Genomic DNA, 22,960 nt, shown 5'->3' with positions numbered 1-22,960 from the left:
TCAAAACCCGAGTGCGACTCGGTCTTTCACGTCGGCGTACCTCTTCCAAACAGCGCGGTCAGTTCCCTCTCCCTCCGGGAGAGGGCTAGGGTGAGGGAAAGCTTTTGATCTTCTTTCAGGCAATAAAAAAGCCACCTCTCGGTGGCTTCTCTTTTTGACTGCACTCAGTCGTAAATCACTTTTTTCTTCCAGTCCGCGTCAGCCTCGACATCTTTGAGGCCGGCAGTCAGTTGGTTTTCTTCGCCTTCGACCGGGGCGATTTTGTCCATGACCTGGGCGTTGGCGCGGGCCAGGAGTTTTTCCAGGTATTGGAGTTGTTCGGCGTAGATTTGCGGGTCCTGCTGTTTGCGCAGGTATTGCACGCCGCGTTCGAAGGCGAGGCGGGCCTGGCCTGGTTGGTTTTGCTGGAGGGCGTGCTGGCCGAGGTTGTTGAAGAACTCGATGTGCAGCAGTACGAGGATGTGGCGTACTTCGCGGACCCAGTGTTTGGCTTCGTTCGGTGGCAGGAAGCCGTCCTGGGCGGCGCGGGTGATCTGGCCGTGGAGGGCTTCGAGGAGGAAGCGGACGTCTTTGGCCTTGGCTTCGGTCTGGATCGGGGCCGGTGGGTTGTTGACCGGGATCGATTCGCCCTGGGCGACGAGGGCGCTGAGTTCAGTGATGCGGGCCTTGGTGGTGGCGCTGGTCTTTTCCAGGTTCAGCAGGCGCTGGCAGACGTTCAGCTCAAGGCGGGTCAGCAGCAGCTTGAGGGCCGGGGTCATGAACTGGCCGGGGAAGGTTTCGGTCAGTTCGCCGCAACGGCGCAGGCGGTCGTTGAGTTCGACCTTGGTGCGGGCCTTCTCCAGTTTGGTGTTTTCCACCACATGGTTCATGTAGCCAATGGCGATCAAGATTGCGATCCCGGCTATGACTAGCAGGGTGATCATGAGTGGTGTCACCGGTAAGACCTCTTTATAGGGTTCGCATGCGAGTGTAGTGGCTTGGCATAGAGGAGCCTAGCGCCGCTCGACGGGTTTGGATCGGCGAAGCTGAATCTGTATCGGCCAGGAACCGGCTTATATAAATGCTGGCCCTTGGGGTTCAGATTGCCATCACCTGTGCCGTGGACTATAACGCCTTGGCGAGTGTCGGAATATAGGCGTCAATCGTCGGGCGACGCAAAAGCCGGAAACGGCCCGTAAAGCAGGTCGAAGTCATTGATTTAAATAAATTTATATCTGGGGGTTGACGACCTTTCAATCCATCCATAGAATGCGCGCCACTTGCAGCGTAAAGCACACAGCGAAACGCGGCAGGGAGTGAATGTTGTAGTGTGTCCCCTTCGTCTAGTGGCCTAGGACACCGCCCTTTCACGGCGGTAACAGGGGTTCGAGTCCCCTAGGGGACGCCAATGCGGGAATAGCTCAGTTGGTAGAGCACGACCTTGCCAAGGTCGGGGTCGCGAGTTCGAGTCTCGTTTCCCGCTCCAATTTTAAACAGCAACGCTTTCGGGCGGTGCTGAGTGAAACCAGAACCCGATCTTCGGAGACGGATCTGGACACCGAAACACACACCATGTGTTCCGGGTAGCGTGTCCCCTTCGTCTAGTGGCCTAGGACACCGCCCTTTCACGGCGGTAACAGGGGTTCGAGTCCCCTAGGGGACGCCATTTGCGGGAATAGCTCAGTTGGTAGAGCACGACCTTGCCAAGGTCGGGGTCGCGAGTTCGAGTCTCGTTTCCCGCTCCAAATTCAAAAAGCGCCGCTTTGCAAAGAGCGGCGTTTTTATTAGTGAAAGTTGTAGCCTGTCCCCTTCGTCTAGTGGCCTAGGACACCGCCCTTTCACGGCGGTAACAGGGGTTCGAGTCCCCTAGGGGACGCCATTGCGGGAATAGCTCAGTTGGTAGAGCACGACCTTGCCAAGGTCGGGGTCGCGAGTTCGAGTCTCGTTTCCCGCTCCATATTCACAAAAACGCCGCTCAGTGATGAGCGGCGTTTTTGTATGCGCGTTTCTTGTGCGTGCTGCGCTCTGTTACAACTTTCCTACGGTGAATCCGAGATTTGCGGAAGCGTCTGACAGCCAGCCCTCGACCGATTCTGAGATAACGACCGCCCCGTCAGCCTTGATGGTTGAAGCGGGGGTGATCGAATTCGAGGATCTCACTTAATGTCACAAACGATCAGACCTCCCGGCCATCTGCACGAGATTCGAGCAACCGCATGGCTGTCGCTTCCGTTGGTCATAGGGCACCTGTGCGCAGGGCTGATTGCTTTCGTGGATAACCTCATCGCGGGCAATCACGGCACCGATACCTTGGCTGCCGTCACGCTCGGCACGGCGTTGTTGTGGCTGCCGATGCTGGTGCCAATCGGAACATTGATTGCGCTGACCGCTTCAGTCGCCCGTTTACACGGCGCGGAGCGAACAGACGAGATTGGGCCGATCTTTCGCCAGGCCATGTGGTTGGCGCTGTTCATGGGAGGGCTGATGTTCGCTTTCCTGAGCCTTGCGCCTCATCTGCTCGCACCCGCGGGGATTGCACCGGAAATTATTCCGGGGGCACAGGCCTTTCTGCAGGCTGTGCGTTGGGGAAGTCCGGCGTTGACCCTGTTTTTCTGCATGCGCTATCTGTGCGAAGGAATGCACTGGATGCGTCCGACCATGGTCTTCGGTTTTGGTGGTCTCTTGTTTCTGGCGCCAGTGGGTTATGTGCTGACCAATGGCAAGTTGGGTTTCGTGGAGATGGGGGCTCAAGGACTGGGCATCGCGTCGGCTTTGATGATGTGGCTGCAAGCGTTGCTGTTCGCTGCGCACCTCTGGCGAGGCAAACGGCTGGCGCATTTGCAGCTGTTTGCCCGCTTCGATCCGCCGCGTCTTGCCGGCATCGTTGATTTGTTGAGGGTTGGAATACCGATCGGCATCGCGATTTTGACCCAGGGCAGTCTGTTCATTGTCACCTCGCTACTGATTGGCCGCCTCGGCTCGACTTTTCTGGCGGCCCATCAGATCGCGGTGAATCTGGCTCAGCTGTGTTTCATGATCCCGGTGGCCGTAGCTGAAGCCACGACCGTTCGGGTCGGTCATGCGTTGGGGCGGGGGGATTTCAAAGGCGTCCGGCAGGCTGCCGGGGCGGGCTGCGTCATCGTCCTGGTCGCGCAAAGCGTTTCGGTACTGATCATGCTGTTGGGCAATGAAACGATAGCGGGTTGGTACAGCGCGGATGTAGCGGTCACCGCGCTCGCCTCGACGCTTTTGCTGTACGCCGCAGCGTTACAGTTTCCCGATGGGTTGCAAATGCTGTCCGCCGGCGCCTTGCGCGGTTTGCAGGACACTCGTGTGCCCATGTGGCTGGCGATTTTCTGTTACTGGGGTGTCGGCTTGCCGCTCGGTTGCCTGATGGCGTTCGGGTTGGGCTGGGGACCGCAAGGCATCTGGCTGGGGCTGATTACGGCATTGACGCTGGCAATGCTGCTGATGGGGAGGCGGTTTTTCGTGTGCAGTCGAATGGGTGTGGCGGTCGTCGACTGAATTGAAAAGGCCCGTCGGTGGGAACCGACGGGCCTTTGTTCATTGTGGCGTTGACGTATGGATCACAGTTTTGGCAATTGCCCGATTCGCCCCATCATTTCGGTAACGATCTGCAGGTCCAGCAAGAACTGGTCAACGGTCTTGAACTCGCCATCGGTGTGACCGGTGTATTTGACCTCCGGTCGTGCCAGGCCGAATTGCACACCGTTCGGCAGTTCATGCACCGAGGTGGCGCCGGCCGAGGTGCCGAATTCGTGTTTCATGCCCAGATTCTCGGTGGCCACCGCCAGCAGCGCCTTGACCCATTCGCCTTCAGGGTTGCGGTACATCGGTTCGGCGATCGAATAGTCGAAGTTCACCGCGACATGGTTTTTCTTGCTCCAGGCTGCCAGTTTGTCGGCGATTTCTGTCTTGAGCAGTTCCGGCGACTTGCCCTTCGGCACGCGCAGGTTAACCGCGAGTTTGAAGGTTTTGTCGTCCATGCCGACGTAGGTCAGGGAAGTGGTCAGCGGGCCCATGAAGTCATCGGCGAAACCGACGCCCAGCTTGCCGCCCTTGTAGTCCAGGCCCCAATTGTCGGCGGCGTAGTGCGCAGCGTCGGTGATATGGTTGTGCTTGAGGGCGATCTTGCCGTCCACGCTGTGGATGAAGTCGAGCATGCGGGCAACCGGGTTGACGCCGGATTCAGGCTCGGACGAGTGCGCGGAAACACCGGTGACGGTGAGTTTGACGTCTTTGCCATCGACCTTGGCGTTCACTTCGAAATCGCCGCCATTGCGCTTGGCGTATTCAGCGCCGGCCTTTTGCAGGCTGGCCGCCAGGTCGGCAGGTTTGTCAGTCACCAGGGTGACGACCGAAACCGATGGAATCTGGTTGGTCGCCAGGCCACCTGTCATCGAGGTGATTTCCGCGCCTTTGCCCTCGGCCTTGCGCTTGGCGAACCTGGCCATGACGGTGCCGTAACCTTTCTCGGCAATCACCACCGGATAGCCACCGTCCAGCGCCAGGTTGTACTCCGGCGTCGGGTTGCGTTCGAAATAGTAAGGAATCGCGTCACCGGTGGTTTCTTCGGTGGTGTCCACCAGCAGTTTGAAATTGCGTGCCAGTGGCAGCTTCTCTTCCTTGATCACCTTCATGGCGTAAAGCGTTACGACGATGCCGTTCTTGTCGTCCTCGGTGCCACGGCCGTACATGCGGTCGCCGATCAGTGTGACTTTGAACGGATCAAGTTTGGTGCCGTCCTTCAGTACCCAGTTTTCCGGCGTTACCGGCACCACGTCGGCGTGAGCGTGAATGCCGACGACGTCCTTGCCGCTGCCGTCGAGGGATATTTCGTAAACGCGGTTGTCGATGTTGCGGTAGTTCAGGCCGAAAGACTCGGCTAGAGCTTTGATCTTGCCCGCGATCTTGATGAACTCGGGGTTGTCGTGCTGATCGACACCGTCCTTGCGGTAGGTCGGGATTTCCACCAGTTCGCGCAGGGTTTCCAGCGCGGCTTTGCCGTACTTCACGCGAGTGTAGAGGCCGAGCAAGCGATGGATCTCGTTTTGCTGTTCGGCGGTCAGCGTCTTGTTATCGAGGAAGGCGCTGATGGCTGGACGCAGATCGTCGGTCTTGCTCAGGTCGTTCTTTGCCAGATCACCGAGAAACGCTCTGAAATCACTGACCTTTGCCTCGTTGAATGTCTTGAGGATGGTCGCGCTCTGCTGCTCGGTCAGGTTGGCGTGGGCTGGCAGTGTGACGGACGAAAGGCTGGCCAGAATCAACGTCGAGGCGGCCAGTTGCTTGAGTGAAAAGTCCATTGCTAAGGGCATTCCTTTGCAGGCAGTGAGTAGGAGGTATCTGATCGAAGCGTCAGACGGTTTCGCAAACTAACACCACCAGCGAGTGATAGGGGAGCCCCCGAAGTGAGACACGTCGCAAAAATGACACTGAATCGAAAAAATAGGATTGAGGCCTCTAGGGCAGGACTTACAACGGATCCCGAAAGCAAAAGAGGCTCGCCAGCTTGACTGTGCGAGCCTCTTTTATGGGCGCAGATTACATCGACAACACCAGACGCCCGGCAAACAGGATCAGAATCACCCCCATGCTGCGCTCGAACCAGTGGCCCATGCGCATGAACAGCACGCGCACTTTGCTGCTGGAAAAGAACAGCGCGACGATCACGAACCACAACGCATTCACCCCGCACATCCACAACCCGTACAGGGCCTGGATTTGCAGAGGTGTGCTGGCGCTGATGATCGTGGTGAAGATCGCCAGGAAAAACAGCGTGGCCTTGGGGTTGGTGGCGTTGGTCAGGAAACCGGTGGAAAACGCCTTGAACAGCGATTGTTCAATCAACGGTTCGTCGCTGGTCTTTTCGCCTTCCATTGTCGTCTTGGGTTTGCTGCGTATCAGGCTGACGCCGAGGTAAAGAATGTAAGCACCGCCGACCACTTTGGCGACGGTCAGCAGCCAGGGCGTGGTGTGCATCAAGGCGCCTACGCCCAGCAAGGTGTACAGCACGTGCACGGAAATTCCCGCGCCGATGCCCAATGCCGTGCAGATGCCGACCAGTCGACCGAAACGCACACTCTGGCGGATGGTCACGGCGAAGTCCGGGCCGGGAGCGACCACGGCCAGAAAGTGGATGGTGGCCAATGCCAGAAACTCGCCCAGGTAATTCGATGTCATTTCAGCTCCAGAAAGTCAAGGGTGAAGCATTGCCGCGATAGCCGACAAAAAACGAAAGGCTCAAGCGCGGATCGGCCACGCCCGGCGTTACCGAGTGCATGCGACGCGAATTGAACATGATGAAATCCCCCGGCTCCGGGCGTACTTCGAGGGCGGGCGGGCCAAGCAGCGCCGGGTCGATGCCGTAGCTGTCGCCGCGCATTTCATCGAAGCGGTCCGGGGAAATGTCGTCTTCCCACATCTGCAATGCGCCGCCTTCGGTTGGCATGTTGAGGTAGACGTTGCAGGCGAACTGCGCCTCGAGGCTGCGGGCCTGAAAACTTTCCGGGGCGTCCTTGGCGAAGATGTCGTGATGGGCCAGGAAGCACACGCCCGGTTTCACTACCCGGGACAGGCCGACGTACATCTTGCGACCGTAAAGGTTTTCCAGGTGGGCACCCGCCGGCCAGGATTCGTCGAGCATGCAGCGCAGGGTGTCGACCGGTGACGAATAGGGCGCGCAACGGTTACGCAACTCGGCGATGTTGCGGGTGGCGCGCTCGAAGTAGTCTTCGATCAGCAGCGGCTGGTTTTCCGCCTCGTAGAACGCCATGCCGATGCGGCCGATGCTGGGCGCGTTGATGTAGCCCTCGAAGCCGGGCGCGAGGATCTTGTCGCCAATCTGGATCGCCTGCGCCTGGGGCAGAAAGCCCTTGACGCGGATGGCGAGGACTTCTTCGTTGGCCAGTTTTTTTATGCACGTCTCATCGAGACGCTCGACGTCAAGCATCATGGTTTCAGGTCCATCTATCGAATAGTCAACGGAACCGGCGAACGCGGTTCCCCCGGCGTCGGACGCTGCATCTGGCAGCGCCCGAAATCCTCAATCCACGCTGTAGTGGACGGACAACGTGCCTTTCTTCTGCGAAAGGGACGCGATCGTGACTGTGCCCAGATCCTTCAGGCTGCGTACATGGGTGCCACCGCAGCCATAGGCTGGCAGTTCACCGAAACCGATTTCCCGTGCGCCTTCGCGCAGGGACGTCAGGCGTGGCAGATCGTGTTCGATCCATTGCCCGATGCCGTATTGAACGACTTGTGCATCGACTTCCTGAGCCGAATCTCCGGGCTTGAATTGCACCCGGCCCTCGTCCGGCCAGTGATGGGCCTTGATCGGCATCCAGCCCATGGCCTGGACAAAGTGGCCGATCAAATGCCCGGCAGAGTGCATGCGGGTGTTGAAGCGGCGGCGTTCTTCGTCGACGCGAATCTGGGTCATGCCCAGTGGCACCGGTTGATCGACGAAATGAATGATCCGGTCCGGTTCCTGAACGACCCGCAGCACCTGGCTGTCGCCAATCCAGCCGGTATCACAGGGTTGGCCACCGCCCTGGGGATGAAAAAGTGTGGCGCGCAACACAACGGCGAATTCGTTCTCGTGGGGCGTGCAGTCGAGGACTTCCACATTGGCCTTGAGGTCATCACTATGGAAAAAGAGGCGAAGCGTCATATTCCATGCCTTTATTAAAGTTTCTTTTTTAATTATATGAATCGTGCAATAACGTGATAATCCGTTCAAACATCAAAGGACTGTTGCGCTGTGAGCATAAATCTCCCACTGCCGCTGCTCGGTGAAATGGCGATTTTCGTCAAGGTCGTCGAGACCGGCAGCTTCTCCGAAGCCGCTCGCCAATTAGGCTCATCGCCGTCGGCAGTCAGCCGCAGCATTTCCCGGCTGGAGAAGGCGCTGGCCACGCGGCTGCTGCAACGCACCACGCGCAAACTGCGCTTGAGCGATGGCGGAGAAGAAGTGTTCAAGCGCTGCCAGGAAATGGTCAGCGCAGCGAAGTCGGTGATGGAGATCAGCGGCCAGTTCACTCACGAAGCCGAAGGTCTGGTGCGGGTCAGCGTGCCGAAAGCAGTGGGGCGCTTCGTGATTCATCCGCACATGCCGGAGTTTCTGCGGCGCTACCCGAAGGTCGATGTGGAGTTGTTGCTGGAAGACCGCCAGGTGGATCTGATCGACGACCATGTCGACCTGGCCATTCGCATCACGGACCGTCCACCGGCTGGACTGGTGGGACGACAACTGTTGACCATCGACCATTTGCTCTGCGCGACGCCGCAGTATCTGGCCGAACACGGGACGCCAACTCATCCCCATGACTTGCTCAACCACAGTTGCATTTACCTGGGCGAAACCCCGAGCGATGCGCGCTGGAAATTCAAGAAAGGCACGAAAGCCGTCACTGTCGGCGTGCGCGGGCGCTATGCCGCCAATCACACCGGCGTGCGTCTGGGCGCCGTGTTGCAGCACATCGGCATTGGCAGCCTGCCGTATTTCACCGCGCGTTATGCCCTGGAGCAGGGGCTGATCGTGCAGGTCCTGCCGGACTGGACGTTCCTGGCGTCGTACCACGGCGGGTTGTGGTTGCTGCATTCGCCGACGCGCTATCTGCCGCCGAAGCTGCGGGTGTTCATCGACTATCTGGTGGAGTGCCTGGAGAAAGAGCCGACCCTGAGCAAGCCGGCAAAATCCGGCGGTTCAAAACCGTTGGCGGAGTACGAATTGCCCGAGAGTGAAGGGTTGCTCTGACCCGATAAAAAAAGGCCCGCATGGATCACCATGCGGGCCTTTTTTATCGGGCGAAAATCAGTGCTTGCTGTCCTGGGCGGACATCGCCAGCAGCTGTTTTTCCTGGTTCCAGTCGAACGGTTCATCGTTCTGTTCGGCTTCGTAGCGGCGTTCTTCCAGCGCCTGGTACATGTCGATTTCTTCGTCGGACAGGTAATGCAGGCAGTCGCCGGCGAAGAACCACAGCAGATCCCGCGGGATCAGGTGGGCAATTTGCGGGTAACGGGTAATCACTTGAGTCAGGATGTCCTGGCCCAGGTATTGGCTTTCGATCGGCTCGATCGGCAGTGACGCCAGCAGTTCATCGAAACGCTCCAGGAACAGGGCATGGCTTTCTTCGGGAACCTGATCGGCCTCACCTACGGCGACCAGGATACTGCGCAGGTGGTCGAGCAAAACCAGATGATCGGCAACGACGTTGGACACGAGATAAGTCCTCAAGAGCAAAACGGGCGCGGGAGTATAAAGCCCCTGCGCCCGTTTTTCACTGATTGAAGGGATCAGCGGATTTTGCCGTCCGCCGGTTTCAGTTGCTCCTTGTCGAAATCATCGACATCGATCACCTTGCGTCGAGCCGCTTCGGCATCACGCAGGGTCTGGGCTTCCACGGCCTGCAATACCCCGGCCTCCAGCGCCGCATCGATGGCGTGTTCGCCGGCGACCGGTTTGACCTGACCGCTCTTGAGCGAGGTGTGCAGTTTTTTGTGCAGCGGTTGCGCAGCGTTCAACTGATCGCAGGCGTGCTGCAGCGCACCGACCGCATCGTCGGCCGATTGCGGGCGATAGCAGCCGGCAAGCAGTTCTTCCAGCGCCGGATCGCCCTTGGCCCGGCCGATGACCGCAGCCACTTCGGCACCGAGTCTGTCCGACGGGCCTTTGTGACGGCGGCCGAACGGGAACACGATCACTCGCAGCAGGCAGCCGAAGACCCGGTTCGGGAAGTTGGTCAGCAGTTCATCCAGCGCTTTTTCCGACTGGCCGAGGCTTTCTTCCATGGCCCATCTGAACAGCGGTTCCATGTAGGCCGGGGAATCGAGGTCGTGATAACGCTTGAGCGCCGCCGAGGCCAGATACAGGTTGCTCAGCACATCACCCAGACGCGCCGACAGACGCTCGCGGCGTTTCAGTTCGCCGCCCAGCAGCATCATGCTCAGGTCGGCGAGCATGGCAAACGCGGCAGCCTGACGGTTGAGGGCGCGGAAATAACCCTGGCTGAGCTTGTCTCCCGGTGCATGTTCGAAATGGCCGAAGCCGAGGTTCAGCACCAGCGTGCTGGCGGCGTTGCTCACGGCAAATCCGATGTGCTTGAGCAGCAGGCCATCGAATTCCTTGAGCGCCTGGTCCTTGTCCTCGCGTCCGGCGAGGGCCATTTCCTTGAGGACGAACGGATGGCAGCGGATCGCGCCCTGGCCGAAGATCATCAGGTTGCGCGAAAGAATGTTCGCGCCTTCCACGGTGATGAAGATCGGCGCGCCGTTCCAGCTGCGGCCCAGGTAGTTGTTCGGGCCCATGATGATCGCCTTGCCGCCGTGCACGTCCATCGCGTGGCTGATGCACTCGCGACCGCGCTCGGTGAGGTGATATTTGAGGATCGCCGACAGCACCGAAGGTTTCTCGCCCAAGTCCACCGCGTTGGCGGTCAGCATCCGCGCGGCGTCCATCATCCAGGCATTGCCGCCGATCCGCGCCATGGCTTCCTGAATGCCCTCGAATGCTGAGAGTGGCACGTTGAACTGCTCGCGAATCTGCGCGTATTGCCCGGTTACCAGACTGGTGAACTTGGCCGCGCCGGTGCCCACTGCCGGCAGCGAGATCGAGCGCCCGACCGACAGGCAGTTCATCAGCATCATCCAGCCTTTGCCGAGCATGTCCTGGCCGCCGATGAGGTAGTCCAGCGGGATGAACACGTCCTTGCCGGAGTTCGGACCGTTCATGAACGCCGCGCCCAGCGGCAAGTGGCGGCGGCCGATTTCCACGCCGGGGGTGTCGGTCGGGATCAGCGCCAGGCTGATGCCCAGGTCTTCCTTGTCACCGAGCAGATGATCCGGGTCATAGGCCTTGAAGGCGAGGCCAAGCAGGGTCGCGACCGGGCCGAGGGTAATGTAGCGTTTTTCCCAGTTCAGGCGCAGGCCGAGGGTTTCCTGACCTTCCCATTCGCCCTTGCAGATGATTCCGGTGTCGGGCATGGCGCCGGCGTCGGAGCCGGCGAGCGGGCCGGTCAAAGCGAAGCACGGAATGTCGTCGCCCCGGGCCAGCCGTGGCAGGTAATGATTACGTTGTTCGTCGGTGCCGTAATGCAGCAACAGTTCGGCCGGGCCGAGGGAGTTGGGCACCATCACGGTGGAGGCGAGGTCGCCGCTGCGGGTCGCCAGTTTCATCGCCACCTGGGAGTGGGCGTAGGCGGAGAAACCCTTGCCGCCGAACTCCTTGGGAATGATCAGGGCGAAGAAACCGTGTTCCTTGATGTGGGTCCAGGCTTCGGGCGGCAGGTCCATCGACTGGCCGATCTGCCAGTCAGTGACCATGGCGCAGAGCTCTTCGGTCGGGCCGTCGATGAACGCCTGTTCCTCTTCGCTCAGTTGCACCTTGGGATAGGACAGCAGCTTGTCCCAATCCGGACGGCCGCTGAACAGTTCGCCGTCCCACCACACCGTGCCGGCGTCGATCGCGTCGCGTTCGGTCTGCGACATCGGAGGCAGGGTTTTCTGGAACCAGCTGAACAGCGGCGCGGTGAAGTGTTTGCGGCGCAGGTCAGGCAACAGCAGCGGGGCGGCCACCAGCGCCAGCACGACCCAGAAAATCAGCAGCAACCAGCCCGGTGCGTGGCTGAAAATCCCCATCGCCAACAGGTAAGCGGCGACGATACCCAGTGCCGGCAGCGGGGCGATGCGCCGGTGGGCCAGATACGCCACGCCGACGATCAGAACCAGTATCCACAACAACAGCATATTTAATCCTCCGTGAACCAGGGCGAACCGACCCACCAGAGCTTAGACGGCATCTGCAAAACGGGGCGGTCAGAGCAAGGTGATTGAAATCGTGGGAAACCCCGGATGTCTTTTGTAGGTTCGGTGGGCAACACGCGTGGGAAATCGTTCGCCGCTTCCGCGTCTTTGCGTGCATGTTTGGCCGAAACGTCGTTATCTCTGTGCTGAACCTCTCGCTAGACTCGGGGCTCAATCAGGAGAATGTCGTCATGCACGAGTATCTGAGCCCCGGCCGCTTCATCGATAGTGACCACCCCTCGGTGGTGGAGTTCGCCGAGCAGCACCGTGGTGCCAGCCGCGATCCGCTCGCGCAGGCGGTCAGTCTTTATTACGCCGTGCGCGAGGCGGTGCGTTACAACATGTACACCTTCAGCCGCGACCCGCAGACCTTGCGCGGCAGCTACGCGCTGGCGGCGGGTGAGAGTTATTGCGTGCCCAAGGCCACGTTGCTCGCCGGTTGCGCGCGCCATTGCGGGATCCCCGCACGCATTGGTCTTGCGGATGTGAAAAATCATCTGTCGACGCCGCGTCTGCTTGAACTGCTGAGAAGCGAAGTGTTCGCCATGCATGGTTATACCGAGCTGTTTCTCAATGATCGCTGGGTGAAAGCCACACCCGCGTTCAACCAGAAACTCTGCGAAATGTTCAACGTTGCGCCGCTGGAATTCGACGGCATGAGCGACAGCGTTTTCCACCCGTACAACAGCGATGGTGCGCTGCTGATGGAGTACCTGGTCGATCACGGCCAGTTCGCCGATGTACCGGAATCTTTTTTCTTCGAACATCTGCAGAAATGTTATCCGCACCTGTTCAACGATCAGCAGACGCCACTGTCCGGTGACATGCGCGGTGATGTCGGCAGCCTCTGATCCGGCGTATGCTGCCTGCCCATTTACTGGAAAAGAGGCGGTCATGCTGAAGATCTGGGGTCGCAAGAATTCGTCGAATGTCAGAAAACCGTTGTGGGCGGCCGAAGAGCTCGGGCTGGCCTACGAGGCCATCGATGCCGGTGGCGCGTTTGGGGTGGTCGACACGCCGGAGTACCGGGCAATGAACCCGAACGGGCGGGTGCCGGTGATTCAGGACGACGGTTTTGTGCTGTGGGAATCCAATGCCATTGTGCGTTACCTGCTGGCAAAGCATGCAGCCGATACTTCGTGGTACCCGGCGGATCCGCAGATCCGCGCCACCGCTGACAAATGGATGGACTGGACGACTTCCAGTTTTGCCGGACCGTTTCGCACGGTGTTCTGGGGCGTTCTGCGTACCCCGGCAGACAAACAGGACTGGCCGGCAATCCATGCGGCGATCAAGGAATGTGACGGCTTGCTGGCGATGGCCGATCAGGCGCTGAAGGATCAGCCGTATCTGTCCGGTAATGAAATCGGCATGGGCGATATCCCGCTCGGCAGTTTCATTTATGCCTGGTTCGAGATGCCGATCGAGCGCGCGTCACAGCCGAATCTTGAAGCCTGGTATGCGCGGCTGAAGCAGCGTCCGGCGTATCAGAAAGCTGTCATGACCGCGTTGACTTAATACCTACTATCGACACACTTGACTGTACTTGTGCGGCGACGGCAAGCACCATTGCGCTCTAGCGCTGCGGTTGTCTTCCTCGCCGCCGGCCTTTTATCAGTCCTTTTTTCTTTACTGGGTGCGTAAATCCGATATGAGTTCCGCTCTGTCCATCCGGCAGCTAACCAAAACCTACGGCAACGGGTTCCAGGCCTTGAGTGGTATCGATCTGGACGTCGCCGAAGGTGACTTCTTCGCCTTGCTCGGCCCCAACGGCGCCGGCAAATCCACGACCATCGGCATTCTCTCGACCCTGGTCAACAAGACCAGCGGCACGGTGAATATCTTTGGCCACGACCTGGACAAGAACCCGGCGGCGCTCAAGCGCTCCATCGGCGTGGTGCCCCAGGAATTCAACTTCAACCAGTTCGAAAAGACCTTCGACATCGTCGTGACCCAGGCCGGTTACTACGGCATTCCGGCGAAGATCGCCAAGGAACGCGCCGAGCAGTACCTGACCCAGCTCGGCCTGTGGGACAAACGCGATGTGCCGTCGCGTTCGCTGTCCGGCGGCATGAAGCGTCGCTTGATGATCGCCCGGGCGCTGGTGCATGAACCGCGTCTGCTGATCCTCGATGAACCGACCGCCGGGGTGGATATCGAGCTGCGCCGTTCGATGTGGACGTTCCTCACCGAACTGAACCAGAAAGGCATCACTATCATCCTCACCACCCACTACCTGGAAGAGGCTGAGCAGCTGTGCCGCAACATCGGGATCATCGACCACGGCACCATCGTCGAGAACACCAGCATGCGTCAGCTGCTCGGCCAACTGCATGTGGAGACTTTCCTGCTCGACCTGAAGAGTGATCTGGCGGTTGCGCCGCAACTGGTCGGCTATCCGGCCCGGCTGGTAGACGCTCATACGCTGGAAGTCCAGGTCGACAAGTCCATGGGCATCACTGCGCTGTTCGGCCAACTGGCCCTGCAGAACATCGAAGTGCTGAGCCTGCGCAATAAAACCAATCGCCTCGAGGAGCTGTTCGTGTCCCTGGTGGAGAAAAATCTGTCGAAGGTGGCGGTATGAGTTCCGAGCTGCGCCCCAACCTCGTTGCCCTCAACACCATCGTTTACCGCGAAGTCAGACGCTTCACCCGGATCTGGCCGCAGACTCTGCTGCCGCCGGCGATCACCATGGTTCTGTACTTCGTGATCTTCGGTAACCTGATCGGCCGGCAGATCGGCGATATGGGTGGCTTCACCTACATGGAGTACATCGTGCCGGGGCTGATCATGATGTCGGTGATCACCAACTCCTACGGCAACGTGGTGTCGAGCTTCTTCGGCAGCAAGTTCCAGCGCTCCATCGAAGAGCTGATGGTGTCGCCGGTGTCGCCGCACACGATCCTGATCGGTTACACCATTGGTGGCGTCCTGCGCGGCCTGATGGTGGGTGTGATTGTGACGATCCTGTCGCTGTTCTTCACCCATTTGCAGGTACACCATCTTGGCGTGACGGTGCTGGTGGTGGTGCTGACGGCGACGATCTTCTCGCTGCTGGGCTTCATCAACGCGGTGTTTGCGCGCAACTTCGATGACATCTCGATCATCCCGACCTTTGTGCTGACCCCGCTGACCTACCTGGGCGGCGTGTTCTATTCGATCACCTTGCTGCCGCCGTTCTGGCAAACCGTGTCGCTGGCCAACCCGGTGCTGCATATGGTCAACGCCTTCCGTTACGGCATCCTCGGTGTGTCGGATATCCGTATCGGTATTGCGATCACCTTCATGCTGGTGGCAACCGTGGTGCTGTATTTCGGTTGTGCGCGGCTGCTGGTGAGCGGGCGCGGAATGCGCACCTGATTTCTTCAATGCTGCAATGAAAAACGGCCTCCCAAAGTGGAGGCCGTTTTGCGTTCAGGACTGACGACTTTTCTTGCGCCGCGCCCATTGCCGGGACACCCACCAGCGCCAGTACATCATCACCAAGCAATAGGCGAGGGCGCCCAGTGCCAGCCCGACCACCACCGAACCCAGCAAGAACGGTTGCCACAGGGTCGAAAGCTCGCCGCTGATCCATTCCCAGGTCAATTCGTCGGGGAGCGTGCGGGCGGGAACATCCATCAGCCAGGCCCCGGCCTGATAGGTGCAGAAGAACACCGCCGGCATGGTGATCGGATTGGTCAGCCAGACCAGGCTGACGGCAATCGGCATGTTGCCGCGCACCATGATCGCCAGGACGGCGGCCACCAGCATTTGTGCGGGAATCGGCAGGAACGCGGCGAACAGGCCAACGGCCATGGCGCGGGCCACCGAATGTCGGTTGAGGTGCCAGAGGTTCGGGTCATGCAGCAACGTGCCGAGAAAGCGTAAGGATTTGTGTTCCCTGATGCTCGTCGGGTCGGGCATGTAACGTTTGAATAAGCGCCGGGGCATAAGGCTTCTCGGTCGGTTAAGGCGGCAAGTATGTCTGGATTCCATGAACCGCCCATTCAGACTTTGTGACAATTGATAACGACGCCCGTGCCCGGCAACCGCTATGCCTGAAGGTGGGACTCTCAAGGACGGGCTTATGCGCACAGGGATGATGGCGCTGGCGGTCGGTCTGCTGGCTCCGGTTTTTTTACCGGCCTTGCCGCCGGTCGGGTTATTGCTGGTGTTGCCGTGGGTGGCGCTGATGCTCCTGCCGTTTCGCAGCTATCCACTGGCGTTTTTGCTGCTTGGATTTACATGGGCGAGCTTCAGCGCGCAGCTGGCGCTGGATGATCGACTACCTTCCCGGCTGGATGGCGAAACGCGCTGGGTGGAGGGGCGGGTCGTCGGCTTGCCGCAGAATGCCGAAGGTGTCGTGCGCTTCGAACTGGCCGATGCGCGTTCGCGTCACGAGAAACTGCCGTCGCTGATGCGTCTGGCCTGGTACGCCGGGCCTGAGGTCAAAAGTGGCGAACGCTGGCGACTGGCGGTCAAGCTCAAGCGTCCCGGCGGCCTGCTCAATCCGGATGCGTTCGATTACGAAGCCTGGCTGCTGGCACAGCGCATCGGCGCCACCGGGACGGTGAAAGATGGCCAGCGTCTGGCGCCGGCGCAGTGGGCCTGGCGTGACAGCATTCGGCAGCGCTTGCTTGCGGTGGATGCTCAGGGACGTAACGGCGCTCTGGCTGCGTTGGTGCTCGGCGATGGTTCTGGGCTCAGTCGCGAGGACTGGCAGATCTTGCAGGACACCGGCACCGTGCACCTGCTGGTGATTTCCGGTCAGCACATCGGGCTGTTGGCGGCGTTGCTGTATGCGTTGGTCGCCGGGATGGCACGGGTCGGGATTTGGCCGCTGCGTTGGCCCTGGCTGCCCTGGGCGTGCGGTCTGGCGTTCGCGGCGGCGCTGGGTTACGGCCTGCTGGCCGGGTTCGATGTGCCGGTACGGCGGGCCTGCGTGATGGTAGCGCTGGTGTTGTTGTGGCGTTTGCGCTTTCGCCACCTCGGTGCCTGGTGGCCGTTGCTGCTGGCCTTCAACGGCGTGTTGTTGATGGATCCGCTGGCCAGTCTGCGTCCGGGGTTGTGGCTGTCGTTCACGGCGGTGGCTGTGTTGATCTTCACCTTCGGTGGCCGTCTGGGGCCGTGGCGCTGGTGGCAAACCTGGACGCGCGCGCAGTGGTTGATCGCGATCGGCTTGTGCCCGGTGCTGCTGGCGCTGAGTCTGCCGATCAGTCTCAGCGGGCCACTGGCCAATCTGCTGGCGGTGCCGTGGGTCAGTTTTGCGGTGTTGCCGCCGGCGTTGCTGGGCACATTGCTGCTGCCGATCCCTCATGTCGGGGAAGGGCTGCTGTGGCTGGCGGGCGGACTGATCGACGGGTTGTTCCGATCACTTGCCCTGATTGCCGGGCGGTGGCCGGCGTGGGTTGCGGCGTCGATGCCGGGATGGGGTCTGGCGCTGGGCTGCATCGGTGCACTGCTGTTATTGCTGCCCCGAGGCGTTCCCCTGCGTCCCTTGGGCTGGCCGTTGCTGCTGGTGCTGGCATTTGCGCCCGGGGAACGACTGGCCGAAGGCGTGGCCGATGTCTGGCACCTGGACGTCGGCCAGGGCCTGGCGATAGTGGTCCGTACCCGGCATCACACTTTGCTGTACGACAGCGGCCCGCGCTTCGGTGACTTTGATGCAGGCGAGCGGGTGGTGCTGCCGGCCTTGCACAAACTGGGCGTAAACCACCTCGACCTGATGCTGCTCAGCCATGCCGATGCCGATCACGCGGGGGGAGCACTGGCCGTGGCGAAAGGCTTGCCGGTCAGCTTCGTCATCAGCGGCGACCCGCCGGGTCTGCCCGAAGCGCTCAACGCCGAGGCCTGTGAAACCGGGCGGCAATGGCAGTGGGACGGCGTGGCCTTTCATCTATGGCAATGGGCTGACGCCCATGACAGCAACCAGCGTTCCTGCGTGTTGCAGATCGAAGCCAATGGCGAACGGTTGCTGCTGACCGGCGACATCGACAGCGCCGCTGAACGGGACCTGCTCAATAGCGTGCTGGCAGTTCCCACCCAGTGGCTGCAAGCCCCGCACCATGGCAGCCGCAGTTCCTCATCGATGGCCTTGCTCAAGGTTTTGCAGCCTCATGCCGTGCTGATTTCCCGGGGGCAGGGCAATTCGTTCGGCCACCCGCACCCGACGGTCATTGCCCGCTACCGCAAACAGGGCATACACATCCATGACAGCGCCGAGCAGGGCGCCATTCATCTGCAACTGGGGCGGTTTCAGCCGGCCCGGTCGTTGCGTCAACAACGTCGCTTCTGGCGCGACCCGCCGTTGCCGGGGGCGGAGTACCGTTGAGCACGGTCGTCGGGGCGACGGGTCTTTATCGCGAACCGGTATGGTAAAGTGGCGCACTTTTTCGAGGGGGCTGTCACTGTGTGGGAATTGGTCAAATCCGGCGGCTGGATGATGTTGCCGATCATTCTGAGTTCCATCGCCGCCATGGCGATCGTAGCCGAGCGCCTGTGGACCCTGCGCGCCAGTCGCGTCACCCCTGAGCATCTGCTGGGTCAGGTCTGGGTCTGGATCAAGGACAAGCAGCTCAACAAGGAAAAACTCAAGGAATTGCGCGCCAACTCGCCGCTGGGTGAAATCCTCGCCGCGGGCCTGGCCAACTCCAAGCATGGTCGCGAGATCATGAAGGAGTGCATTGAAGAAGCGGCCGCCCGGGTCATCCACGAGCTGGAGCGCTACGTCAACGCGCTGGGCACCATCGCCGCCATGTCGCCGCTGCTCGGTCTGCTGGGCACGGTGCTGGGCATGATCGATATTTTCAGCGCCTTCACCGGCTCGGGAATGACCACCAATGCTGCGGTGCTGGCCGGCGGTATTTCCAAGGCGCTGATCACCACTGCTGCGGGCCTGATGGTCGGTATTCCGGCAGTGTTCTTCCACCGTTTCCTGCAACGCCGCATCGATGAACTGGTGGTGGGCATGGAACAGGAAGCGATCAAACTGGTGGAAGTGGTGCAGGGCGACCGTGACGTCGATCTGGCCGGGGGCAAAGCGTGAAATTCCGTCGCAAGCCCCGGGAAACGATCGACATCAACCTCGCGTCGCTGATCGACGTGGTGTTCATCCTGTTGCTGTTTTTCGTCGTGACCACCACCTTCACCCGCGAAACCCAACTGCGCGTCGATCTGCCGGAAGCGGTCAGCGGCTCGCCGGCCGAGGATCAGCAGGTCAAGCAACTGGACGTGGCCATCAGCGCCGAAGGCGTGTTCTCGGTGAACAACAGGATTCTGCCGAAAAACGATCTGGCCACCCTGATGGAAGCCATGCAGAAAGAATCCAACGGCGACACCAACATGCCGTTGTCGATCAGTGCTGACGGCAAGACTCAGCACCAATCCGTGATCACCGCCATGGACGCGGCCGGCAAGCTCGGTTTCAGCCATCTGCGCATGACCACGGTCGAGGCGGCGCCCAAATCCTGATGGCCATGTCCGATCGTCTGCTCGCCGCATGGTACGAGGGGCACCCGGCCCTGACGCTGTTGCGGCCGCTGGAGTGGCTGTACCGCCGCGTCGTGGCCGGCAAGCGTCAGCGTTTTCTCGACGGCGAGGGTGAGATCTATCAATCCCCGGTGCCGGTGATCGTGGTCGGCAACATCACCGTCGGCGGCACCGGCAAGACGCCGATGATCCTGTGGCTGATCGAGCATTGCCGACGCCACGGGCTGCGGGTCGGCGTGGTCAGTCGCGGTTACGGCGCCAAACCGGCGCAACTGCCATGGCGGGTCGAAGCTGACCAGACTGCCGACATCGCCGGCGACGAACCTTTGCTGATCGTGCAGCGCACCGGCGTGCCGCTGATGATCGACCCCGATCGCAGCGCCGCCGTCAGAGCCCTGCTGGACAGCGAGCCGCTGGACCTGATCCTGTCCGATGACGGCATGCAGCATTACCGCCTCGCGCGGGATCTGGAACTGGTGCTGATCGACGCCGCTCGTGGCCTTGGCAACCAGCGCTGCCTGCCCGCCGGCCCCCTGCGCGAGCCGGCCGAGCGCCTGCAAAGCGTTGACGGTGTGCTATTCAATGGCGCCCTTGAGGATCGCGACGGCGGATTCGCTTTCCGTCTCAAACCGTCGGCGCTGGTCAATCTGCGCAGCGGCGAACGCCGGTCGCTCGATCATTTCCCGCCCGGTCAGGCCGTGCACGCGGTGGCCGGGATCGGCAACCCGCAACGTTTCTTCAATACCCTCGAAGCGCTAGACTGGCGGCCTGTGCCCCACGCGTTTGCCGATCACGCCGAATACAGCGTGCAGGCCTTGAGTTTCACGCCGTCATTGCCAGTGGTGATGACTGAAAAGGACGCGGTGAAGTGCCGTGCCTTCGCCGCCGATGACTGGTGGTACCTGGCGGTCGATGCCGTGCCGTCGCCGGCCTTCGTGGCCTGGTTCGACACGCAACTGATGCGCCTGTTGCCGGATCGTCTTTTGCCTTAATCCGTTTTTATCCAGGGAATGTTCATGGACACCAAACTGCTCGACATCCTCGCCTGCCCGATCTGCAAAGGCCCGCTCAAGCTCAGCGCCGACAAGACCGAACTGATCAGCAAGGGCGCCGGCCTGGCGTACCCGATCCGCGACGGCATCCCGGTCATGCTGGAAAGCGAAGCCCGCACCCTGACCACCGACGAGCGTCTGGATAAATGACCACAGCCTTCACCGTTGTCATCCCGTCGCGCTACGCCTCGACCCGTCTACCGGGCAAGCCGCTGCTGGATATCGCCGGCAAGCCGATGATTCAGCACGTCTGGGAACAGGCCAGCAAAAGCAGCGCCAGCCGTGTGGTCGTGGCCACCGACGATGCGCGCATTGTCGAGGCCTGCAAGGCCTTCGGCGCCGAAGTGGTGCTGACCCGTGAAGATCACAACTCCGGCACTGATCGTCTGGCCGAAGTGGCCGCGAAGTTGGGTCTGGAGCCGGATGCCATCGTGGTCAACGTGCAGGGTGACGAACCGCTGATCCCGCCGAGCGTGATCGATCAGGTCGCCGCCAACCTCGCAGCCCACACCGAAGCGCGCATGGCCACCCTGGCCGAGCCGATCGAAGACGTGGAAACCCTGTTCAACCCGAACGTGGTCAAGGTTGTCAGTGACCTCAACGGTCTGGCGCTGACCTTCAGTCGCGCGACCCTGCCATGGGCCCGCGATGCGTTCGCCAAGAGCCGCGATGTGTTGCCGGAAGGCGTGCCCTATCGTCGCCACATCGGCATTTATGCCTACCGCGCCGGCTTCCTTCAGGATTTCGTGAGCTGGGGCCCGTGCTGGCTGGAAAACACCGAATCCCTCGAACAACTGCGTGCCCTGTGGCACGGCGTGCGGATTCATGTGGCTGACGCGTTGATCGCGCCGCCGACCGGGGTCGACACCGCCGAAGATCTCGAGCGCGTCCGTCGCCTGCTGGAGGCCTGATGCGCGTTCTGTTCGTATGCCTGGGCAACATCTGCCGTTCGCCCACCGCCGAAGGCGTTTTGCGCCACAAGTTGCGTGAAGCGGGACTGGCGGATCAGGTCGAAGTGGCCTCCGCCGGCACCGGCGACTGGCACGTCGGCAATCCGCCGGACAAGCGCAGCCAGGCTGCGGCCAAACTGCGTGGTTATGACCTGTCGGCGCAACGCGCCCAGCAGGTCAGCCGCGCCGATTTCGCCAGCTACGACCTGATCCTCGCCATGGACAACAGCAACCTGCGCAACCTCAAGGCCTTGCAACCGTCCACCGGCAAGGCCGAGCTGGATCTGTTCCTGCGCCGCTATGAAGGCGAAGTCGATGAAGTACCGGATCCGTATTACGACGGCGATCAGGGTTTCGAGCAGGTGCTGGATCTGATCGAACGTGCCTGCGATCAGCTGTTGATCGAAGTGAAGGGGCGGTTATGAGTTTGCAGGTGCAACCGCAGGTTTCCCTGAAACCCTTCAATACCTTCGGCGTCGACGTTCGCGCGCAGCTGTTTGCCGAAGCCCACAGTGACGCCGATGTGCGCGAAGCCCTGGCTTACGCGACTTCCCACGATGTGCCGTTGCTGGTGATCGGTGGCGGCAGCAACCTGTTGCTCACGGCGGACATCCCGGCGCTGGTGCTGCGCATGGCCACTCGTGGCATCCGCGTCATCAGCGACGACGGCAACCGCGTGGTGATCGAAGCCGAAGCTGGGGAGCCATGGCACCCGTTCGTGCAGCACACGCTGGCGCAGGGTTTTTCCGGGCTGGAGAATCTCAGCCTGATCCCCGGCACTGTCGGCGCCGCGCCGATGCAGAACATCGGTGCCTACGGTGTCGAGATCAAGGATGTGTTCGCCGGCCTGACGGCGCTGGATCGCCAGACCGGCGAGCTGCGCGACTTCAGTCTGGAAGAGTGCAACTTCGCCTACCGCGACAGCGTGTTCAAACAGCAGCCGGGTCGTTGGTTGATCCTGCGAGTGCGCTTCGCATTGAATCGAGTCGCGCATCTGCACCTGGAATACGGCCCGGTGCGTCAGCGTCTGACCGAGCAGGGCATCGAGCAGCCGACGCCGACGGATGTCAGTCGAGCGATTTGCAGCATTCGCAGCGAAAAACTGCCGGACCCGGCGGTACTCGGCAATGCCGGCAGCTTCTTCAAGAACCCGCTGGTGTCGGCGGCCGTGGTCGCACAGATCAAGGCGCAGCACCCGGATCTGGTGGCCTACGCGCAACCGGACGGGCAGATGAAACTGGCGGCGGGCTGGTTGATCGAGCGAGCGGGCTGGAAAGGTTTCCGCGAGGCCGATGCCGGCGTGCATAAATTGCAGGCGCTGGTGCTGGTCAACTACGGCGCGGCGACCGGGCTGCAATTGCTCGATCTGGCTCAGCGCATCCAGAAAGACATTGCAGAACGTTTCAATGTCGAGCTGGAAATGGAGCCCAATCGCTATTGAGGCTACGCTTTCAAGGCTGAACCCAAAGCCCTGCACTATTTAAAAAAGTGCAGGGCTTTTTTGTTAATCGCGGGTTAACGTAGTCAGCTAACGATACCAGTCATTTGCTCCACCAAAGGCCCGGTGCAGACGTTCCCGTCGGCACAAGAGAGCCTGATTAGCCTGAGCCGATCTGCGCGAACCACCACCGTCCCTGCGGTGGCAGATGGCTCGACCCCATAACCTCCATGAATATGCGGGCGTGC

At 60.8% G+C, this 22,960-nt stretch carries 22 protein-coding genes and 6 tRNA genes; 20 read left to right on the top strand and 8 right to left on the bottom strand.

What is annotated here, in order from left to right:
* Positions 1–164 precede the first annotated feature (164 nt).
* On the bottom strand, positions 165–923 hold the full coding sequence (locus CAF74_RS01430) for a hypothetical protein (RefSeq protein WP_173892861.1): 759 nt from the start codon (positions 921–923) through the stop codon (positions 165–167).
* A 388-nt stretch (positions 924–1,311) separates the two neighbouring features.
* Between CAF74_RS01430 and CAF74_RS01425 the strand changes: the two genes are divergently transcribed.
* The 7 genes from CAF74_RS01425 (at position 1,312) to CAF74_RS01395 (ending at position 3,504) form a co-directional block, all read left to right on the top strand.
* A tRNA-Glu gene (locus CAF74_RS01425) sits at positions 1,312–1,387 on the top strand.
* A 2-nt stretch (positions 1,388–1,389) separates the two neighbouring features.
* A tRNA-Gly gene (locus CAF74_RS01420) sits at positions 1,390–1,465 on the top strand.
* Positions 1,466–1,569: 104 nt separating this feature from the next.
* Positions 1,570–1,645 (top strand) — tRNA-Glu (locus CAF74_RS01415).
* Positions 1,646–1,648: 3 nt separating this feature from the next.
* Positions 1,649–1,724 (top strand) — tRNA-Gly (locus CAF74_RS01410).
* 58 nt (positions 1,725–1,782) lie between these two features.
* Positions 1,783–1,858, top strand: a tRNA-Glu gene (locus CAF74_RS01405).
* 2 nt (positions 1,859–1,860) lie between these two features.
* A tRNA-Gly gene (locus tag CAF74_RS01400) sits at positions 1,861–1,936 on the top strand.
* A 206-nt stretch (positions 1,937–2,142) separates the two neighbouring features.
* Positions 2,143–3,504, top strand: a complete 1,362-nt coding sequence (locus tag CAF74_RS01395; RefSeq protein WP_085745077.1) for an MATE family efflux transporter — start codon at positions 2,143–2,145, stop codon at positions 3,502–3,504.
* Between the two features lie 62 nt (positions 3,505–3,566).
* Here CAF74_RS01395 and CAF74_RS01390 read toward each other — a convergent pair whose 3' ends face one another.
* The 4 genes from CAF74_RS01390 to CAF74_RS01375 form a co-directional block, all read right to left on the bottom strand.
* Entirely contained in the window at positions 3,567–5,306 is a 1,740-nt protein-coding gene (locus CAF74_RS01390; protein WP_085745076.1) for a dipeptidase, read from the bottom strand.
* A 238-nt stretch (positions 5,307–5,544) separates the two neighbouring features.
* Complete coding sequence (locus tag CAF74_RS01385) at positions 5,545–6,183, bottom strand: LysE family translocator (RefSeq protein WP_085745075.1); 639 nt, start codon at positions 6,181–6,183, stop codon at positions 5,545–5,547.
* 1 nt (position 6,184) lies between these two features.
* The gene (locus CAF74_RS01380; RefSeq protein WP_085745074.1) at positions 6,185–6,955 is read right to left on the bottom strand and encodes a 2OG-Fe(II) oxygenase; all 771 of its coding nucleotides are present in this window, start codon (positions 6,953–6,955) and stop codon (positions 6,185–6,187) included.
* A 90-nt stretch (positions 6,956–7,045) separates the two neighbouring features.
* Positions 7,046–7,672, bottom strand: coding sequence for a hypothetical protein (locus CAF74_RS01375; RefSeq protein ID WP_085745073.1), 627 nt, complete (start codon positions 7,670–7,672; stop codon positions 7,046–7,048).
* A 90-nt stretch (positions 7,673–7,762) separates the two neighbouring features.
* On the opposite strand from CAF74_RS01375, the gene CAF74_RS01370 reads away from it, so the two are divergent.
* Positions 7,763–8,758 (top strand): LysR family transcriptional regulator, encoded by a 996-nt coding sequence (locus CAF74_RS01370; protein ID WP_085745072.1) that lies wholly within the window; start codon positions 7,763–7,765, stop codon positions 8,756–8,758.
* Positions 8,759–8,815: 57 nt separating this feature from the next.
* Here the strand turns inward: CAF74_RS01370 and CAF74_RS01365 are convergent, their stop codons facing one another.
* A complete protein-coding gene (locus CAF74_RS01365; RefSeq protein ID WP_007950758.1) occupies positions 8,816–9,223 on the bottom strand; it encodes a PA2817 family protein in 408 nt (135 codons plus the stop codon).
* A gap of 74 nt (positions 9,224–9,297) precedes the next feature.
* Positions 9,298–11,745, bottom strand: coding sequence for an acyl-CoA dehydrogenase (locus CAF74_RS01360; protein ID WP_085745071.1), 2,448 nt, complete (start codon positions 11,743–11,745; stop codon positions 9,298–9,300).
* Positions 11,746–11,993: 248 nt separating this feature from the next.
* On the opposite strand from CAF74_RS01360, the gene CAF74_RS01355 reads away from it, so the two are divergent.
* The 4 genes from CAF74_RS01355 (at position 11,994) to CAF74_RS01340 (ending at position 15,162) form a co-directional block, all read left to right on the top strand.
* Positions 11,994–12,653 carry a transglutaminase family protein gene (locus CAF74_RS01355; RefSeq protein WP_085745070.1) on the top strand — a complete coding sequence of 220 codons (660 nt, stop codon included), beginning with the start codon at positions 11,994–11,996 and terminating at the stop codon, positions 12,651–12,653.
* A gap of 43 nt (positions 12,654–12,696) precedes the next feature.
* Positions 12,697–13,320, top strand: coding sequence for a glutathione S-transferase (locus tag CAF74_RS01350; protein ID WP_085745069.1), 624 nt, complete (start codon positions 12,697–12,699; stop codon positions 13,318–13,320).
* 133 nt (positions 13,321–13,453) lie between these two features.
* Positions 13,454–14,386 carry an ABC transporter ATP-binding protein gene (locus tag CAF74_RS01345; protein WP_085612257.1) on the top strand — a complete coding sequence of 311 codons (933 nt, stop codon included), beginning with the start codon at positions 13,454–13,456 and terminating at the stop codon, positions 14,384–14,386.
* On the top strand, positions 14,383–15,162 hold the full coding sequence (locus CAF74_RS01340) for an ABC transporter permease (RefSeq protein ID WP_011335453.1): 780 nt from the start codon (positions 14,383–14,385) through the stop codon (positions 15,160–15,162). The genes CAF74_RS01345 and CAF74_RS01340 overlap by 4 nt, the downstream gene beginning before the upstream one ends.
* 54 nt (positions 15,163–15,216) lie before the next feature.
* Here the strand turns inward: CAF74_RS01340 and CAF74_RS01335 are convergent, their stop codons facing one another.
* Positions 15,217–15,735 carry a DUF2062 domain-containing protein gene (locus tag CAF74_RS01335; protein WP_085745068.1) on the bottom strand — a complete coding sequence of 173 codons (519 nt, stop codon included), beginning with the start codon at positions 15,733–15,735 and terminating at the stop codon, positions 15,217–15,219.
* A gap of 136 nt (positions 15,736–15,871) precedes the next feature.
* Between CAF74_RS01335 and CAF74_RS01330 the strand changes: the two genes are divergently transcribed.
* The 8 genes from CAF74_RS01330 (at position 15,872) to murB (ending at position 22,715) form a co-directional block, all read left to right on the top strand.
* A complete protein-coding gene (locus tag CAF74_RS01330) occupies positions 15,872–18,115 on the top strand; it encodes a DNA internalization-related competence protein ComEC/Rec2 (RefSeq protein WP_085745067.1) in 2,244 nt (747 codons plus the stop codon).
* A 78-nt stretch (positions 18,116–18,193) separates the two neighbouring features.
* Positions 18,194–18,829 (top strand): MotA/TolQ/ExbB proton channel family protein, encoded by a 636-nt coding sequence (locus tag CAF74_RS01325; RefSeq protein ID WP_163976130.1) that lies wholly within the window; start codon positions 18,194–18,196, stop codon positions 18,827–18,829.
* On the top strand, positions 18,826–19,254 hold the full coding sequence (locus CAF74_RS01320; RefSeq protein WP_085745066.1) for a biopolymer transporter ExbD: 429 nt from the start codon (positions 18,826–18,828) through the stop codon (positions 19,252–19,254). The genes CAF74_RS01325 and CAF74_RS01320 overlap by 4 nt, the downstream gene beginning before the upstream one ends.
* Entirely contained in the window at positions 19,254–20,264 is a 1,011-nt protein-coding gene (gene lpxK, locus CAF74_RS01315) for a tetraacyldisaccharide 4'-kinase (RefSeq protein ID WP_085745065.1), read from the top strand. The genes CAF74_RS01320 and lpxK overlap by 1 nt, the downstream gene beginning before the upstream one ends.
* A 24-nt stretch (positions 20,265–20,288) precedes the next feature.
* A complete protein-coding gene (locus CAF74_RS01310; RefSeq protein ID WP_003174668.1) occupies positions 20,289–20,474 on the top strand; it encodes a Trm112 family protein in 186 nt (61 codons plus the stop codon).
* The gene (kdsB, locus tag CAF74_RS01305; protein WP_064383500.1) at positions 20,471–21,235 is read left to right on the top strand and encodes a 3-deoxy-manno-octulosonate cytidylyltransferase; all 765 of its coding nucleotides are present in this window, start codon (positions 20,471–20,473) and stop codon (positions 21,233–21,235) included. The genes CAF74_RS01310 and kdsB overlap by 4 nt, the downstream gene beginning before the upstream one ends.
* Positions 21,235–21,699 carry a low molecular weight protein-tyrosine-phosphatase gene (locus tag CAF74_RS01300; RefSeq protein ID WP_064598568.1) on the top strand — a complete coding sequence of 155 codons (465 nt, stop codon included), beginning with the start codon at positions 21,235–21,237 and terminating at the stop codon, positions 21,697–21,699. Before kdsB ends, CAF74_RS01300 begins: the two co-directional genes overlap by 1 nt.
* Positions 21,696–22,715, top strand: a complete 1,020-nt coding sequence (gene murB / locus CAF74_RS01295; protein ID WP_085745064.1) for a UDP-N-acetylmuramate dehydrogenase — start codon at positions 21,696–21,698, stop codon at positions 22,713–22,715. Before CAF74_RS01300 ends, murB begins: the two co-directional genes overlap by 4 nt.
* Positions 22,716–22,960: the final 245 nt, after the last annotated feature.

Source organism: Pseudomonas sp. R45(2017), assembly GCF_002112305.1.
Taxonomy (GTDB): Bacteria; Pseudomonadota; Gammaproteobacteria; order Pseudomonadales; family Pseudomonadaceae; genus Aquipseudomonas; species Aquipseudomonas paraglycinae.
Note: the sequence above shows the minus strand (reverse complement) of the source record. Positions and strands in the feature narration are given on the sequence as shown.

Coding starts and splice junctions, on each gene's coding strand:
- CAF74_RS01430 (WP_173892861.1), bottom strand. CDS start 923: ATGATCACCCTGCTAGTCATAGCCGGGATCGCAATCTTGATCGCCATT.
- CAF74_RS01395 (WP_085745077.1), top strand. CDS start 2,143: ATGTCACAAACGATCAGACCTCCCGGCCATCTGCACGAGATTCGAGCA.
- CAF74_RS01390 (WP_085745076.1), bottom strand. CDS start 5,306: ATGGACTTTTCACTCAAGCAACTGGCCGCCTCGACGTTGATTCTGGCC.
- CAF74_RS01385 (WP_085745075.1), bottom strand. CDS start 6,183: ATGACATCGAATTACCTGGGCGAGTTTCTGGCATTGGCCACCATCCAC.
- CAF74_RS01380 (WP_085745074.1), bottom strand. CDS start 6,955: ATGATGCTTGACGTCGAGCGTCTCGATGAGACGTGCATAAAAAAACTG.
- CAF74_RS01375 (WP_085745073.1), bottom strand. CDS start 7,672: ATGACGCTTCGCCTCTTTTTCCATAGTGATGACCTCAAGGCCAATGTG.
- CAF74_RS01360 (WP_085745071.1), bottom strand. CDS start 11,745: ATGCTGTTGTTGTGGATACTGGTTCTGATCGTCGGCGTGGCGTATCTG.
- CAF74_RS01355 (WP_085745070.1), top strand. CDS start 11,994: ATGCACGAGTATCTGAGCCCCGGCCGCTTCATCGATAGTGACCACCCC.
- CAF74_RS01350 (WP_085745069.1), top strand. CDS start 12,697: ATGCTGAAGATCTGGGGTCGCAAGAATTCGTCGAATGTCAGAAAACCG.
- CAF74_RS01345 (WP_085612257.1), top strand. CDS start 13,454: ATGAGTTCCGCTCTGTCCATCCGGCAGCTAACCAAAACCTACGGCAAC.
- CAF74_RS01340 (WP_011335453.1), top strand. CDS start 14,383: ATGAGTTCCGAGCTGCGCCCCAACCTCGTTGCCCTCAACACCATCGTT.
- CAF74_RS01335 (WP_085745068.1), bottom strand. CDS start 15,735: ATGCCCCGGCGCTTATTCAAACGTTACATGCCCGACCCGACGAGCATC.
- CAF74_RS01330 (WP_085745067.1), top strand. CDS start 15,872: ATGCGCACAGGGATGATGGCGCTGGCGGTCGGTCTGCTGGCTCCGGTT.
- lpxK (WP_085745065.1), top strand. CDS start 19,254: ATGGCCATGTCCGATCGTCTGCTCGCCGCATGGTACGAGGGGCACCCG.
- CAF74_RS01310 (WP_003174668.1), top strand. CDS start 20,289: ATGGACACCAAACTGCTCGACATCCTCGCCTGCCCGATCTGCAAAGGC.
- kdsB (WP_064383500.1), top strand. CDS start 20,471: ATGACCACAGCCTTCACCGTTGTCATCCCGTCGCGCTACGCCTCGACC.
- CAF74_RS01300 (WP_064598568.1), top strand. CDS start 21,235: ATGCGCGTTCTGTTCGTATGCCTGGGCAACATCTGCCGTTCGCCCACC.
- murB (WP_085745064.1), top strand. CDS start 21,696: ATGAGTTTGCAGGTGCAACCGCAGGTTTCCCTGAAACCCTTCAATACC.